The organism is Streptomyces griseoluteus (genome assembly GCF_004784465.1).
In the GTDB taxonomy this organism is placed as follows: Bacteria; Actinomycetota; Actinomycetes; order Streptomycetales; family Streptomycetaceae; genus Streptomyces; species Streptomyces griseoluteus.
Window position 1 is genome coordinate 290,776 of record NZ_SRRU01000008.1, and the last position, 14,103, is coordinate 304,878.

Annotated in this window: 13 protein-coding genes and 1 pseudogene; 7 read left to right on the forward strand and 7 right to left on the reverse strand. The window is 71.6% G+C overall.

The window, feature by feature from the left end; translation table 11 throughout:
• Positions 1-264: 264 nt before the first annotated feature.
• Entirely contained in the window at positions 265-1,782 is a 1,518-nt protein-coding gene (locus E5082_RS32685) for a Yip1 family protein (RefSeq protein ID WP_208766248.1), read from the forward strand.
• Here E5082_RS32685 and E5082_RS22755 read toward each other — a convergent pair.
• A complete protein-coding gene (locus E5082_RS22755) occupies positions 1,766-2,770 on the reverse strand; it encodes a hypothetical protein (protein WP_135793093.1) in 1,005 nt (334 codons plus the stop codon). The genes E5082_RS32685 and E5082_RS22755 overlap by 17 nt on opposite strands.
• A gap of 1,072 nt (positions 2,771-3,842) precedes the next feature.
• On the opposite strand from E5082_RS22755, the gene E5082_RS22760 reads away from it, so the two are divergent.
• The gene (locus E5082_RS22760; RefSeq protein ID WP_135793094.1) at positions 3,843-4,307 is read left to right on the forward strand and encodes a DUF5709 domain-containing protein; all 465 of its coding nucleotides are present in this window, start codon (positions 3,843-3,845) and stop codon (positions 4,305-4,307) included.
• Between the two features lie 81 nt (positions 4,308-4,388).
• Positions 4,389-5,378 carry an NAD-dependent epimerase/dehydratase family protein gene (locus E5082_RS22765; protein ID WP_135793095.1) on the forward strand — a complete coding sequence of 330 codons (990 nt, stop codon included), beginning with the start codon at positions 4,389-4,391 and terminating at the stop codon, positions 5,376-5,378.
• 1 nt (position 5,379) lies between these two features.
• On the opposite strand, the gene E5082_RS22770 is transcribed toward E5082_RS22765, so the two are convergent.
• Together E5082_RS22770 and E5082_RS22775 are read right to left on the reverse strand one after the other, a co-directional pair.
• Positions 5,380-6,492: a sensor histidine kinase gene (locus E5082_RS22770; RefSeq protein ID WP_135793096.1), complete on the reverse strand. Its 1,113-nt coding sequence runs from the start codon at positions 6,490-6,492 to the stop codon at positions 5,380-5,382.
• Positions 6,485-7,231, reverse strand: coding sequence for a response regulator transcription factor (locus E5082_RS22775; protein WP_135793097.1), 747 nt, complete (start codon positions 7,229-7,231; stop codon positions 6,485-6,487). Before E5082_RS22775 ends, E5082_RS22770 begins: the two co-directional genes overlap by 8 nt.
• Before the next feature lie 104 nt (positions 7,232-7,335).
• On the opposite strand from E5082_RS22775, the gene E5082_RS22780 reads away from it, so the two are divergent.
• The 3 genes and pseudogenes from E5082_RS22780 to E5082_RS33760 all read left to right on the forward strand — a co-directional run.
• Complete coding sequence (locus tag E5082_RS22780; protein WP_135793098.1) at positions 7,336-8,067, forward strand: glycosyltransferase family 2 protein; 732 nt, start codon at positions 7,336-7,338, stop codon at positions 8,065-8,067.
• Positions 8,068-8,110: 43 nt separating this feature from the next.
• Positions 8,111-8,728, forward strand: coding sequence for a TIGR04282 family arsenosugar biosynthesis glycosyltransferase (locus tag E5082_RS22785; protein ID WP_135793099.1), 618 nt, complete (start codon positions 8,111-8,113; stop codon positions 8,726-8,728).
• A pseudogene (locus tag E5082_RS33760) lies at positions 8,725-9,150 on the forward strand (class I SAM-dependent methyltransferase); the annotation flags it as partial. The gene E5082_RS22785 and the pseudogene E5082_RS33760, both read left to right, overlap by 4 nt.
• A 188-nt stretch (positions 9,151-9,338) precedes the next feature.
• Here E5082_RS33760 and E5082_RS33765 read toward each other — a convergent pair.
• Both E5082_RS33765 and E5082_RS22795 read right to left on the reverse strand, forming a co-directional pair.
• Entirely contained in the window at positions 9,339-9,794 is a 456-nt protein-coding gene (locus E5082_RS33765) for a hypothetical protein (RefSeq protein WP_373309997.1), read from the reverse strand.
• A complete protein-coding gene (locus tag E5082_RS22795; RefSeq protein ID WP_135793101.1) occupies positions 9,794-11,026 on the reverse strand; it encodes a molybdopterin-dependent oxidoreductase in 1,233 nt (410 codons plus the stop codon). Before E5082_RS22795 ends, E5082_RS33765 begins: the two co-directional genes overlap by 1 nt.
• A 113-nt stretch (positions 11,027-11,139) precedes the next feature.
• On the opposite strand from E5082_RS22795, the gene E5082_RS22800 reads away from it, so the two are divergent.
• Positions 11,140-12,477 carry a hypothetical protein gene (locus E5082_RS22800; protein ID WP_135793102.1) on the forward strand — a complete coding sequence of 446 codons (1,338 nt, stop codon included), beginning with the start codon at positions 11,140-11,142 and terminating at the stop codon, positions 12,475-12,477.
• A gap of 12 nt (positions 12,478-12,489) precedes the next feature.
• On the opposite strand, the gene E5082_RS22805 is transcribed toward E5082_RS22800, so the two are convergent.
• Positions 12,490-13,017 carry a GNAT family N-acetyltransferase gene (locus E5082_RS22805; protein WP_135793103.1) on the reverse strand — a complete coding sequence of 176 codons (528 nt, stop codon included), beginning with the start codon at positions 13,015-13,017 and terminating at the stop codon, positions 12,490-12,492.
• The gene (locus tag E5082_RS22810; protein ID WP_135793104.1) at positions 13,004-13,831 is read right to left on the reverse strand and encodes an alpha/beta fold hydrolase; all 828 of its coding nucleotides are present in this window, start codon (positions 13,829-13,831) and stop codon (positions 13,004-13,006) included. Before E5082_RS22810 ends, E5082_RS22805 begins: the two co-directional genes overlap by 14 nt.
• Positions 13,832-14,103: the final 272 nt, after the last annotated feature.

Here is a 14,103-nt window from a genome sequence, read left to right on the forward strand (position 1 = left end):
GTCGGATTGATCCGGACGGGCGAACCGGCGCGGACGGCTGCCCCGGTACCGGGTCACGGGGCCCTCCTCGCTCCCCTCGCCGAACGGGTGGCGCAACGGTCGTGCGGTGGTGGGCGCGGACATCCGCGGTCGCTGCCGAAGCGACGGGTTACCGCTGGGATCAGCGTCCCACCCCACGCCGCCTCAAGTGATCCTTTTACCGGTCGGTCCTGCCTGTGTCCGGAGACGGGGCCGTCCGCGTGGGGCCAACCGGAGCACACCCGCATGCGCGGTTCCACCTCCGGTTCGAGGCTTGGCTTCATGAACATCCGTCCATGGGTCGTCGTCGAGGCACCGGACGGTCGTGGCCTTCGCCGGGTGACCATCGGCGGGGAGACCGTGGGCACTGCCTGGTCGCTGCGTGAGCTGCGAAAGCTGCTGGATCGCCTCGGGTACCCGGATGTGGATATGGAGGATCCGGCGTCGGTGTGCTGGCGCGGCGGCGACAGCAGTACCTGGCCCGCCCGGGTCTGGAGAAGGCGTGTGACCAGCGTCCTCCTGATGCTGGGACTGGTCGCGTCCGCGGTCCTCAACGGAATCATCGGATGGCCGGACGCCTCCGGCGCCCTGACTTTCGCGCAACGAATAACCGGGGCCCTCTTCGTCCTGTCCAGTCTGATACAGGTCGCGGCAGCGATCTCGGTACTCGACTACTGGGGAAGACGGCAGTCGAAAGTCTCCGGTGCGATCGTCCTGCTCGGTGTCCTCATATCGCTCGGTACCGACAGCCTTCTCCTTCTGATGTGGCTCGAAGAGCGGGAGTACACGCCCTACATGCTGGCGTTCATGCCTCTCTGGTGCTGGTCGGTGTGGGCCCTCGTCCTGCTGGTACGGGAGAAAACATGGAAGGGAGTTCCGCAACCCAAGCGATTCGCGGCCGGCGTGTTCGTATCGGCCCTCCTGACCGCTCTCAGTCTGGCGTACTCAACCATGTACCAACCAGCAGTTGCCCCTATGCGTTTCGCGCTGAAGGCGGAATTTGGGACGGCGCGGGAAGATCGCGTACGTCCCTTCATCCAGGTCCCATTGAAACTCTCTGTCCGGAACACTGGAGAGGTCTCGGTATACGTCGTCATCAATGACTTCACCGTGTACGGCAGAACTGCCAAGTATTCCGAGGAGGGTAACCTGGCGAAGCAGCAATGGAAGAAGAGCTTCGAGAAGAGTGAGACGAGAGAGGAAGCGGAACTGCACGTCGATCAACTGGAATACACGCGGATCAGCAGCGGGCGATTCTATCGGCCGGGTGAAGTTCTCGGCAGTGGACAGGAGGACGCTCGGGTGCATGTGTTTGAGATTCCCAAGAAGGTCCGGTACGACCTGCTGCGCGTCGACCTTCAGGTCACGTACATGAGGAAGGATCGAGGGCGGATCGACGTGGGGAATTTCAGCGAACCACACGCCTCGTGGATCAAGACGGAACCACACGCCTCGGGGATCAAGACGAGCCCGTACTACTGCCATCCGTCGTTGTGCGGGGAAACGCTCAGGTACCACGGCCGGGTGCGTCACAACGACAACCTGATAAACGTGACGCGCAAACCACGCTATGTGACGGCGGAATGGTCGCCGAAAAAAGGCCCTAAATACTCAATTTCTTCCACTTACGATTTCGAAGGAGGAGGGGCCGCGGGTGATCCTGCCGAAGAAGCGAGAGAGGTTGACAGGTTCGGCGTATCCACGGTTTATGCCTATTCGGAGGTGTCCGTGGCGGAGTTGCTGAGGACTATTCCATCTCCTTAGCCATCTTGACCCAGGAACCCGATTTGACCCCGGAATCCTGATCGAGTTGCAGGGCCACCCGGAGGCAATGAAGCCCCGGAGTGGCGAGGGTCTCGAAGAGTTCACTCGCCGGTACGGCATCGGCGAGCTTGGGGATAAGAAGTTTGATTTTCAGTCGAGCGTTGACAGATTCCTCATTCAGCAACTGGACGAGTACATCAAGAGAGTCGTCCCCTGATGCGTCCGATTTCCAGAAATCGTTGACGCCTTCGGATTTCCACTTGGCTGGTACTACGCTCTTGAGATCGCGGTTCAGAGTGTCGTCCGAGACGGAATCGAAGACGGCATTGGTGCAGATTTCGGCCGCCTTCGGGAGTGGTTCGTCCGGCAGGCCCTGCGCGGAGGCGGCTTCCTCCTGCTTCTTCTTCATGCGCTCGGTCTGCTCGTCCGAGTCACCCTGATCGTCCAGGGACGAACTGGCCTCGTGCGTGGTTTCCGCGAGCTCCTTCCGCTCCTTGTCGGGAGTGTTCGGGTCGCTGATGATGACCAGCGAAGCAGTCACTGACTTCGCGAGCTTCAAGGTCTTTGCAGGAGGGTCATGGGTTACGGCGGTGGTCACGTTGTTCACGGTCCCGCTCAGCGGTACGCGCAGCCCCTGCGGCGTCTTGTGGTCACCGATCACGCCCAGGGCCAATGCCGACCTCTCCGCGACCAGGGTGTACGTGCGCCGCTGCCCGGGCGACGTCCCTGACTGGTTCGCTGCGTCCAGCACGGCGGTCACCTGCTTCACGAGCTCGGTCAACTGTCTCCGCAGCGGTTGAGGTGTCTCAGGATCGGCGATCACGTCCAGGGTGGAGCTCAGAGCCCGCGCGGTCCTGATGACACCGTCACGCTCCTGCGGCGAGGTCCCCGGGTCCTCTACCGCCCGTAGGGCAGTGGTCAGTTGCCCCAGGCTGGGGGCCAACTCCTCCGGAACCTCCCCCTTCTTCTGGTTCAGATCCCCCGTCACTTCATCGATGTCTTCGTTCTGCTGCGTCTCGGCGTGGGACGCCGATGTATCGCCTTCGCTGGGACTGGACGGCTCATCGGTGTCCGACGTCTTGCTCGGGTGCGGGGTCTCGGTCGAACTCGGAGTCCCGCCCGGAGATGATGTCGTCGAGGGCGGAGTGCTCGGCGTCGACGAAGGAGTTGACGTCGTGTCCGACGGAGCATCCGGCGTCGATGGGGGAGTGGGCCGCGGTGACGGAGGCGCGGGTGAAGAGGGGGGTGACCGACGAGGCTGGTCCGCCTGGGCCTCGCTGGGGACTTGAGAGGCCGGCAGGGGGATCAGGGGGGCTGCGGGCAACCCGAGCGCTACTGCCAGGGCGGATGCGCCGGCCATGTGCAGGACGTGTCGCCGAGTGGTTCTGGCCATCGTGCGTCCAGACGGGATATACGTCGTGCTGCTTCGTCCGTTGCGGACAAAACTTTTAGAGAGTGGTCCAACGGCTTGCTTCCGCGTACAGGTCCGGTGCAAAAGCCGCTACAAGAAGATTTTTCACCGGTTCGGCGCATCACGCAACGTGAGTCCGAGCGTTTGCAGAAGTACCTCGGTCGGAGGGAGCGTCAGCTCGGGGGCCGTGCTCCCCGCGAACCGTGCCATGCCACCCTTCTCGGTTCGCGTGCGGCAGCCGGGGCAGCGGCCCGTTCGGACGGTGGCGGAGGGGAGAGGGAAGGGATGGCACACCGATGGGCCCCACTTGCAACAGTCGAAGGTCAGGTCGCCCTGGCCGGACTGACCCGGAACGGAAGGCCGTTCAGCTCTCCGTCTCAGGCTCGGGTACGGCCGGTACCGCGCGACCGCGAACGGCCCCGACCACCGCGCCCCTCCCGATCAGAGCCGCGAGCGCGGCGAGCCGCTCCCCCTCCCGTCGAGCAGCCGCCGTAACACCTCGCCGACCACAGTGGATCAAGAGGCCGGACGCACGAGATAGCGCGCGACGCCCGAGCTGAGCAGGGGTTTCGCGGGTGGGCAGGATTATTCGGCCGCCTCCGGGAAACGCGGACCGGGACCGCTTGACCGCGAGCGCCAGGAGGCGACCATGAGTGACGAGACCCCGATGGCGGACGACGCCTACCAGCCCACCGGCGGCAATGAGGAGCAGGAGGACGCCGCGCCGCTGGATCTGCAGGACGCGGTCGGTGAGCGGGACTACGACGAGATCCTCGACGAGGGGTACTCCCCGCCCGAGCGGCCACTGGGCGTCAACAAGTACGGAACCACGGCCGCCGAGCAGCATGACGGGGAGACGCTGGACGAGCGGCTGGAGCAGGAGGTGCCGGATGTGTCCGCGCCGGCCGGGGACGGGGTGGGTGACCTGCCCGGCGGGGAGGGCGAACCGGTCGACCCGGAGGTCGGCGACGCCCGCGCGGGCCGCCTGGTCGCCCCGGACGAGGGCGCGCACACCGACACGGTGAGTGAGGAGGTCGCGGAGGACGTCGGTATCGACGGGGGCGCGGCGGGCGCCGAGGAGGCGGCCGTGCACGTGATCCGGGACGAGGGCTGACCGCGCACGGGTTCTTACCGAGTGGTGACGCCGGGGCGGTGAACCGGGGAAACGGACGTCCGGGCGCCTAGCTTAAAGGCCATGCGTGTATTGGTCACCGGCGGTGCCGGGTTCATCGGGTCGCACGTCGTGGACGTGCTGCGGGCGTCCGGGCACGAGGCCGTGGTCTTCGACGTCCGCGACGATCCCGCCGCGGACGTGCGGGACCGGGAAGCGGTCACCCGCGCCCTCGCCGGGGTGGACGCCGTGTGTCACCAGGCCGCCATGGTCGGCCTCGGCAACGGTGTCGACGACGCGGCCGAGTACGTCTCCCGCAACGACCTCGGCACCGCCGTCCTGCTGGCCGCGATGGCGGAGACGGGCGTGCCACGGCTGGTGCTGGCCGGGTCCATGGTGGTGTATGGCGAGGGTCGCTACGAGTGCCCCGCCCACGGGGTCGTACGGCCGGGCCCGCGCGCCGAGGCCGACCTGAAGGAAGGCCGCTTCGAGCCGCCCTGCCCCGTCTGCGGCACCGCGCTCGTCCCCGGCCTGGTGGGCGAGGACGCCCCGGCCGACCCGCGCAACGTCTACGCCGCCACCAAGCTGGCCCAGGAGCACCTGGCCGCCGCCTGGGCCCGCGCCACCGGCGGCACCGCGCTCTCCCTGCGCTACCACAACGTGTACGGCCCCCGGATGCCCCGCGACACCCCGTACGCCGGAGTCGCCGCGTTCTTCCGCTCGGCGCTGGAACGGGGCGAGGCGCCAACGGTGTTCGAGGACGGGGGCCAGCGGCGCGACTTCGTGCACGTACGGGACGTGGCGGCGGCGAACCTGGCCGCGCTCACGGCGCCGGACCGGCCAGGCGTGCTCACCGCGTACAACACCGGCAGCGGCGAGCCCCGTACGGTCGGCGAGCTGGCCCGGGCGCTGGCCGCCGCGCACGGTGGCCCGGAGCCGGTCGTCACCGGCGAGTACCGCCTCGGCGACGTGCGGCACATCACCGCGGACTCCGCCCGGCTGCGCACCGAGCTGCACTGGCGGCCCGGGGTCACCTTCGCCGACGGGATGGCGGACTTCGCGGGGACCGGCTGAGTCAGGAGGCCGGGGCGGGCAGGGTCACCTCGAAGCGGCAGCCGCCGGGGATGTTCCGCACGCTCGCCCGCCCCTGGTGCGCCTCCACGATCCCCCGGACGATCGCCAGCCCGAGCCCCGCGCCCGCCGGCGGTGTCCGCGCGTCCGTGCCGCGCCAGCCGGTGTCGAAGACGCGGGGCAGGTCCTCCTCCGGAATGCCGCCGCAGCCGTCGGTCACCGACAGCACGACGCCCTCCGGCGCCCGCCGGGCCGCGACGGCGACCGTGCCGTCGGCCGGGGTCCGGCGGATGGCGTTGACCAGCAGGTTGGCGATGACCCGGCTCATCTCCTTGCCGTCCACCTCGACCGGCACCGGCCGCACCCCGTCGCCCACCAGCCGTACGCCGTGCTCGCGGGCGAGCGGGCCGACCCCGGCGAGGGCGTCGCCCACCAGGTCGTACAGCGAGATCCGCGAAGGGCTCAGGGGCAGCGTCCCGGCGTGGATGCGGGAGAGTTCGAAGAGGTCGCCGACCATGCCGTTGAGGCGTTCCACCTCGGTGCGCATCTGCCGCAGATAGCGGGCCGGATCGGCGGCCACCCCGTCCTCCAGCGCCTCCGACATGGCGCGCAGACCGGCCAACGGGGTCCGCAGGTCGTGCGAGATCCAGGCGACCAGCTCGCGCCGGGACGCCTCCAGGGCGCGTTCGCGCTCGCGGGAGGCGGCCAGCCGGCCGCTGGTCGCGGCCAGTTCCCGGCTCAGGGCGTCCAGTTCGGCGGTGGCCGGTGCGGCGGGTGCGGAGAAGGCGCCCGCGTCGCCGAAGTGCCGTGCCGCGTCCGTCAGTTCCCGGCTGCGGGCGACCACCCGGCGGCCCAGGAGGAGCGCACTCGCCAGCGAGACGACCGCCGCCATGGCGACGACCGTGGTCACCACCCGCAGGTCGTGCGGGGACAGGAACATCGCCCAGGCCACCGCCATGGTGCCCGCCAGCATGGCGAACACGCCGACACCCGCGACGACGGTGAGCGAGGCGGTCAGCGAGCGGCGCCGCACCAGCCGCAGCACGGCGGCGCCGAGCAGACCGGAGGCGGCGGCACCGAGGAAGGCGTACAGGGCGATGAGGAGGTTGTCACGCACGTCGGTCCTCCTCCGGCCCGGCGGCCGCGTCCGGTTCGAAGCGGTAGCCGACGCCCCACACGGTACGGATCAGCCGGGGCCGGGCCGGGTCCTCCTCGACCTTGCCGCGCAGCCGGCGGACATGGACGGTCACCGTGGACAGGTCGCCGAAGTCCCAGCCCCACACCTCCCGCATCAGCTCCTCGCGGCCGAAGGCACGGCCCGGATGCCGCAGGAAAAATGCCAGCAGATCGAACTCCCGCAGGGTCAGGGCGAGTTCGGTGCCGTTCCGGGTGGCCCGACGGGCCGCCGTGTCGAGCGTCAGGCCCCCCGCCGCCAACGGGCCGGGGGCGGCCGGCACCCGGCCGGCGGGGCGGGTGCGGCGCAGTACCGACTCCACGCGCAGCACCAGCTCGCGCGGGCTGAACGGCTTCGTCACGTAGTCGTCCGCACCGACCTCCAGGCCGAGCACACGGTCGTCCTCGTCACCGCGGGCGGTGAGCATGATGACCGGCACCGGGCCGCGCTCCCGCAGCCGGGCGCACACCTCCAGCCCGTCCATGCCGGGCAGCATGAGGTCGAGCACCACCAGGTCGGGCCACCGGCCGGCGGCGGACGCGAGGGCGGAAGGGCCGTCCGCGGCGCGGTCCACCGCGTGTCCGGCACGGACCAGGTACCCGGCGACGACCTCCGCGACGGTCGGGTCGTCGTCCACGACCAGTACGCGGCCCGCGGACGGGGTTGTGTTCGGCTGCTGCATGCCCTCAGCCTGGCACCCCGGCCGGGCCCCGGCCCCCACGGCAGCCGGACGTCCGCGTTTCGTAAGGAGCGGAAGTCCGGTTCGTCCCGGTTCGGCTTCGTAGGGTGAAAGCCGTGACCACCTCACCCCCACCCACCGCTGCCCTCGTGGACGTCGTGCTGCCCTGCCTGGACGAGGCAGAGGCGCTGCCCTGGGTGCTGGCCCGCATCCCGGCGGGCTGGCGCGCCATCGTCGTGGACAACGGCTCCACCGACGGCTCCGCCGAGGTCGCCAGCGCCCTGGGCGCGACCGTCGTACGCGAGGAGCGGCGCGGCTTCGGCGCCGCCTGCCACGCCGGGCTGCTCGCCGCCACCGCGGACCTGGTCTGCTTCTGCGACTGCGACGCCTCTCTCGACCCGAGCCTGCTCGTGCCCTTCGTCGAGGAGGTGCGCGCGGGCGGGGCCGACATGGTGCTCGGGCGGCGCCGTCCGCAGGGGCGGGGGAGCTGGCCCGCGCACGCCCGCGCGGGAAACCTCGCGCTCTCCCTGCTGCTGCGCCGCCGCACCGGACTCACCCTGCGCGACCTCGGCCCGCTGCGTGCGGTCCGCCGCGCACCGCTGCTCGCCCTCGGTCTCACCGACCGGCGCAGCGGCTACCCCCTGGAGATGGTGGTCCGCGCGGCCGACGCCGGCTGGCGGGTCGTCGAGCACGACGTGCCGTACCTGCCGCGTTCCGGCGCCTCCAAGGTCACCGGCACCTGGCGCGGCACCTGGCAGGCGGTACGCGACATGAGCCGGGTCCTGCGGGACACGCCCCCGGACCGGCGGGAGCGGACGGCAACGGGGGGTACCCGGTGAAGGCAGGGCCGCCCCCCGGCGCTGCGGTACCTGGAGAACGCCCATGACCACTCTCCTCGTCATCGCCAAGGAACCCCGGCCGGGCAGGGTCAAGACCCGCCTCACCCCACCGTTCACGCCCGTGCAGGCCGCCGCGCTCGCCGAGGCCGCGCTCACGGACACCCTCCGCGCGGTGGCCGCCGCGCCCGCGAGACGCCGGGTACTGGTCCTGGACGGGCGGCCGGGGCCCTGGCTGCCCGCCGGGTTCGAGGTCGTCCCGCAGTGCGGGGGCGGCCTCGACGAACGGCTGGCGGACGCCTTCGCCCGCTGCACCGGGCCCACTCTGCTGGTCGGCATGGACACCCCACAGATCACCTCCGACCTGCTGACCCTGGACTTCACCGACTGTGACGCCCGTTTCGGCCCGGCCGAGGACGGCGGCTTCTGGGCCCTCGGCCTGGCCCGCCCCGAGCCCGGGCTGCTGCGGGGCGTTCCGATGTCCGTGCCCGAGACGGGGAGCGTGCAGCGTGAGCGGCTGGCCGCCGCCGGGCTGCGGGTGCGTGAGCTGCCCCGGCTGCGGGACGTCGACACCGCCGCCGACGCCCGCGCCGTGGCCGCCCTCGCCCCCGACACCGCCTTCGCCGCGCGTCTGGCGGCCCTCACCCACTCCGGAGCAGCATGAGCACCGCGACCGCGCCCGCCTGGGCGGCCTCCGACCCGTACGCCACCGCGCTGCGCACCGGCCGGGGCCCGCTGTTCCTGCGGCGCGGCGACGGCTGGCTGCTGCCGCTGGACGTGGAGCGCTGGTGCGCGGCGGCCGACGCCGTGGACCGGGCGGTGCTGGACCGCTGCGAAGGGACCGTGCTCGACGTGGGCTGCGGCCCCGGCCGGCTGGTGGCCGAACTCGCCGCGCGCGGCCGCAGCGCCCTGGGCGTCGATGTGAGCGAGGCAGCGGTGGCCCGTACCCACACGCTCGGTGGGCAGGCGCTGCACCGCTCGGTGTTCGACCCGCTGCCCGGCGAGGGAAGCTGGGGCACGGTGCTGCTCATGGACGGCAATGTGGGCATCGGCGGCGATGTGACCGCCCTGCTGGCCCGGATGCGTGAACTCCTGCGTAGCGACGGCCTGTTGGTCGTCGAGACGGTGCCGGGAGACGTGGACGAGCGGGCCCGGGTATGCGTGGTGGACGTGACGCACGGCGGGGGAGCGGTGGGCGAGCCGTTCCCCTGGGCCCGCATCGGCACCCCCGCGCTGCTGGAACTCGCGCGGCGCGGGGGCTGGCCGGAGACCGTTCAGTGGACGGACGGCGAGCGGTGCTTCGTGGCCCTGCGCAGCCGCAGGACGAGCAGCAGGGCGGAGCCGCCGAAGAGGACGGCCGTGATGAGCAGCCAGCGGAGCAGGAACACGTCCGGGTCGAGCCCGGTGGCCGACCGGTAGCGGTCGGCCGACAGGCCGAGGATCAGCGGGCACCACACCAGGAGCGTCAGCCCGGACAGCACGGCGGGCACGCGTACGTACAGCGTCCACCGCGCGGCGGTCCCGGCCCGCAGCGCGCGGTCGAGCGCGGAGTAGAGCGGCAGCAGCACCAGGTCGTGCAGCAGCGCCGCCCCCACGAACCAGAGGACCACCCCCAGCCAGTCGCCGGAGAGCAGCCGTACCCCGGCGTAGGCGACGAGCGCGAACGAGCAGACCAGCAACAGCAGTTGCAGCGGACTGCCGAGCGGGACACGGAAGGTCGGCAGGCGCATCACAGATCTCCGAAGGTCAGCCGGCCCACCCACTTGGTGTTGTGGACGCCGGGAGCGGCGGGCACGATGATCCGCGCCGGATAGCCGTGGTCGGGGGACAGCTCCTCGCCGTTGACGTACAGGGCGAGCAGGGAACGCGGGTCGGACACCTGGTTGGCACGCAACGCCGCCCGCCGGAAAGCACCGTGCCGCTGGAGCGATTCCACGAGCACGTCGGGCGGACCGCCCTCGTAGCCGGCGAGCGCGGCGAGGTCGCGCAGCCGCACCCCGCGCCACCACTGGTCCGCCGTGGACCACCCCTCGACGCAGGCGATCGGCAGCGACGAGCTGTGCTGCGGCATACGGAGCAGCTCGGCCCGGCTGAGCCGGACCGTGCCGGCCGGGCCGGTGAGGACAAGGCGCCAGGCGTCCGGATGGGTGTCGGCGGCGGTGATCCCGGCGTAGCGGGCCGTCTTGTTGATCTGGAAACCGTTCGGGCCGCCACCGGGATCGGCCCCGCCGTGCGGAGCGAGCAGCGCGGTACGGCGCAGCGGCCCGCCGAGGCTCTGCCCCACCGTCGTCACGAACAGCAGCAGCGAACCCCCGCCGACCAGCCACAGTGCGCCCCGCCGGGAGACGGTGGGCGGGGCAGGTCGGGGCGCTTCCAACTCCGCCTCGTCTCGCCGTCGTGCGCGAACGGCACGCACCGCCGTCGGAGCCCGCAGCGCCGCATGGACGACGAACGCGGCGATGAACACCCAGGCGCCGTAGAAGTGCAGGGGATAGAAGGAGCCGGGAAAGACGTACTCCAGCTGGATGTTGAGCAACCCGGTGACGAACTGGAACAGCGCGCCACCCACCAGGAGCAGCAGCGAGACCCGCTCCAGCGCGTGCGCCACCGAACGGGCCGGCGGCAGCGTGAACAGCTTCGGCACCACGGACCACAGCTTGGCCAGCAGGACCGGGACCAGCACCACGCCCAGCGTGACGTGGACGCCCTGGCTCAGCCGGTACAGCCAGGACGGCCCGGCCGGCCAGTCGAAGAGGTAGAAGCCGAGCACCCCCTTGTCCGGGGTCGTGTCGTTCACCGGTGAGAGGTCCGGGTTGTAGGCGGCGTACGACACCAGGCCGGTCACGAACAGCACGCTGATGCCGCCGAGCAGCACCAGCCCGAGCACCGCCGTGAACCAGGTGCCGCGCAAGGGGCTGCGCCAGAAGTGGGAAGAGGTGGGAAGCCGGGGATCGTCGCGCATGCCCCGACCGTAGGCCCGGCAGCACCCCGGAACGGGCCCGCGACCCATGACGAAACGCTGACGTCCGGCCCGGAAGGGGGACCGGGGCCGCCCCTACGGCCTAGCGTGCCGATGTGATCCCCCGCGAGCCCCACACCCCCCGCCGTGACCTGTACGCCGCGGCGGCAGCCGTCCTGCTGGTGACCGCCGCCGTCCTGGTCGGCCGTCACATCCAGGACGCCCACCACACCCTGTTCGTGCACTGGCCCCCGCTCTTCGCCGACTGGGACCCGCACGTCGGCCCCGGCACCCCGGCCGCGCTGATCCTCGCGGCCGCCGCAGTGGCGTACGGTCCCACGCTCGCCGCCCGGCTCCCCTGGCGGGCCCTGCCCTGGGTGGCCTGGGCCGCGTCCGCCGCCTGGAGCGTCTCCCTCGCCCTGGTCGACGGCTGGCACGACGGCATCGCCACCCGGCTCACCACCGCGAACGAATACCTCCAGGTCATCGGCCGCTTCCACGACATCCCGGCCACCCTGCGCGGCTTCGACGGCCATATCCTCGCGGGCGTCCCCGGCAACTGGCCCGCCCATGTCGCCGGCCATCCGCCCGCCGCCACGCTCACCTTCGTCCTGCTGGACCGGATCGGGCTGGGCGGGGGCGGCTGGGCCGGGATGTGGTGCGTGGTGCTGGGCGCGTCCGCCTCCGCCGCGGTGCTGGTCGCCGTACGCGCGCTGGCGGACGAGCGCCTCGCCCGGCGGGCGGCGCCCTTCCTGGTGTTCGCCCCGGCCGCGGTCTGGATGGGCTCCTCGGCCGACGCCTACTTCGCCGCGGTGGCCGCCTGGGCACTGGCCTGCCTCGCGCTCGCCCTCACCCGGCGTTCACTGCTGTGGGCGGCCGCCTCCGGTCTGCTGGCCGGTCTGACCGGCTATCTCTCCTACGGCCTCACCCTGATCGCCCTGATCGGCCTCGCGGTACTCGTCCTCGCCCGCGCGGACCTCCGGGCCCGCCCCCTGCTCGTGCTGCCCTTCCTGGCCGGGCTGGCCGTCACCCCCGTGGTGTTCGGCCTGCTCGGCTTCAACTGGTGGACGGCATACCACCTGCTGGTGACCCGCTACTACCAGGGCGTCGGCGGCACGCGCCCCTACAGCTACTGGATCTGGGCCAACCTCGCCTGCGCCGCGATCATCACCGGCCCGGCGACGGCAGCGGCCCTCCCGCGCACCGTGGGCTCCCTCGTCCACCGCGGCGACCGCCCCGCCACCCGCCTTGCCCTGATCGTCTGCGCGGCCCTGGCCGCCCTGCTGATCGCGGACGTGTCCGGCATGAGCAAGGCGGAGACGGAACGCATCTGGCTCCCCTTCGCGGTGTGGCTGCTGGCCGCGTGCGCCCTGCTGCCCCGCCCCCGAGCCTGGCTCGCCGCCCAGGTGATCCTGGCCCTGCTGCTCAACCACCTTCTGCTGACGGGATGGTGAGACGCCCGGTGCTCAGGGCCGGTGGGAGAGGTCGAGTTGGTACCAACTCCCCGACCTGCCCCCGAGGTCGGCCGGACCGGCGGGACCGGTGCGGACGAACCCCGCCTTGAGCAGCACGCGCTGAGAGGCGATGTTCTCGTGGGCGGCGGCCGCGCGGAGGGTGTGCAGGGCGTGTCTGCCCGACGCCAGGGCGCACAACTCCCGTACGGCCGCGGTCGCCACGCCCCGCCCGCTGGCGTGCTCCGCCACCCGGTAGCCGACCTCGGCGGTGCCGTCGGCGAGGTCGTAGAGGTTGAAGCGGCCAAGGACCGTGCCGGTCCCGGTGACGAGCAGGTAGAAGGCGCAGACGCCGGCGGCCTGTTCGGCGAGGAGGGCGGTGTAGCGGTCGGTGAAGCGGGCGAAGTACTCGTCGCCCCGGTCGGGGACGGCGGCGGCGAAGTAGTCGCGGTTCGCCAGCTCGAACGCCAGCACGGCCGGGGCGAGTTCGGCGCTCAGTGGTTTGAGCGAGGGCGCCGCCCCGCCCCGCTCAGCGGCGGACATCCACCGAGGCCAGGAAGTCGCCGATCAACGCGGTGAGCGCGGCGGGCTGTTCCAGTGTGCTGCTGTGCCCCGCCCCCGGCACCACCTCCAGCCGGGCCCCCTCGACGGCGGCCGCGATGCGCTCCGCGTCTGCGGGGGGAGTGGCCAGGTCGTCGGCGCCGACGGCGACCAGCGTGGGTAGCGAGATGCGACTCAACTCGGCGTGGCAGGGCTCCCGTTCGATGACTCCCAGCACGGCCTGGCGTATCCCGGCCCGCTCGCAGCGCCGCAGGCGGCGTACCCATTCGTCGATCACCGGCTTGCTCGCCGGGTCGGCCAGGAAACCGGGGCCGAACATCGCGGTCTTCACCTTCCCCAGCACCGGCCCGACGCCGGTGAACCGGTAGACGCGCGCCAGCAGCCGGTACTCGGCCGCCTTGTCCGACGGCTCGCCGTCCGCGCTCGTGTCCAACAGCGTGAGCGAGCGCAGGAGGTCGCCGTGCCGGGCCGCGATGCGCTGGCCGACGAAGCCGCCCATGGAGAGACCGACCCAGTGCACCGGCCCGAGGCCGAGGTGTCCGATCAGGGCGACGGCGTCGGCGGTCAGGGTGTCCATGTCGTACCCGGACGGCGTCGCGGGGGTGTCGCCCTGGCCGCGCCAGTCCACGGTCACACAGCGGTACCGCTCCCGGAGCACCTCGATCTGCGGATGGAACATCCAGCCGCTGAACAGCAGCCCGTGACCGAAGACGACGGCCGGCGCGTCCGGGCTGCCCGCAGGCGCGCCGGTGTCGGTGTAGGCGATCGCTGCGCCATTGACCTCGGCAGTGGGCACGTGCGGCTCCTTCGCTCCAACAAGCGCTCCGCGAAGCGCCTCCGGTGGGAGCCGAGCATAGGGACGTACCGAGCCAATGGCACAGCGGCGTGCGCGAGTTGGATCCACTCCATCGCCTGCGCGAACGCGGGCACGACTTGCTGAGGCTGGGGTACCGCTTCCGGCCGCCGCTCGATCAGGTCCCACGCCGTCGTCGCTCAGAGTATTCCGGTGTGGCGCGGGCGGTGCATACCCGAACCCGGTCGTAGCCTGGCAAAGGGGACTTTGTCGTC

What these genes read in the sequence shown, in the direction of transcription:
- E5082_RS32685 (WP_208766248.1), top strand. Translation starts at nt 265, where the DNA reads ATGCGCGGTTCCACCTCCGGTTCGAGGCTTGGCTTCATGAACATCCGT.
- E5082_RS22760 (WP_135793094.1), top strand. Translation starts at nt 3,843, where the DNA reads ATGAGTGACGAGACCCCGATGGCGGACGACGCCTACCAGCCCACCGGC.
- E5082_RS22765 (WP_135793095.1), top strand. Translation starts at nt 4,389, where the DNA reads ATGCGTGTATTGGTCACCGGCGGTGCCGGGTTCATCGGGTCGCACGTC.
- E5082_RS22775 (WP_135793097.1), bottom strand. Translation starts at nt 7,231, where the DNA reads ATGCAGCAGCCGAACACAACCCCGTCCGCGGGCCGCGTACTGGTCGTG.
- E5082_RS22785 (WP_135793099.1), top strand. Translation starts at nt 8,111, where the DNA reads ATGACCACTCTCCTCGTCATCGCCAAGGAACCCCGGCCGGGCAGGGTC.
- E5082_RS33765 (WP_373309997.1), bottom strand. Translation starts at nt 9,794, where the DNA reads ATGCGCCTGCCGACCTTCCGTGTCCCGCTCGGCAGTCCGCTGCAACTG.
- E5082_RS22795 (WP_135793101.1), bottom strand. Translation starts at nt 11,026, where the DNA reads ATGCGCGACGATCCCCGGCTTCCCACCTCTTCCCACTTCTGGCGCAGC.
- E5082_RS22805 (WP_135793103.1), bottom strand. Translation starts at nt 13,017, where the DNA reads ATGTCCGCCGCTGAGCGGGGCGGGGCGGCGCCCTCGCTCAAACCACTG.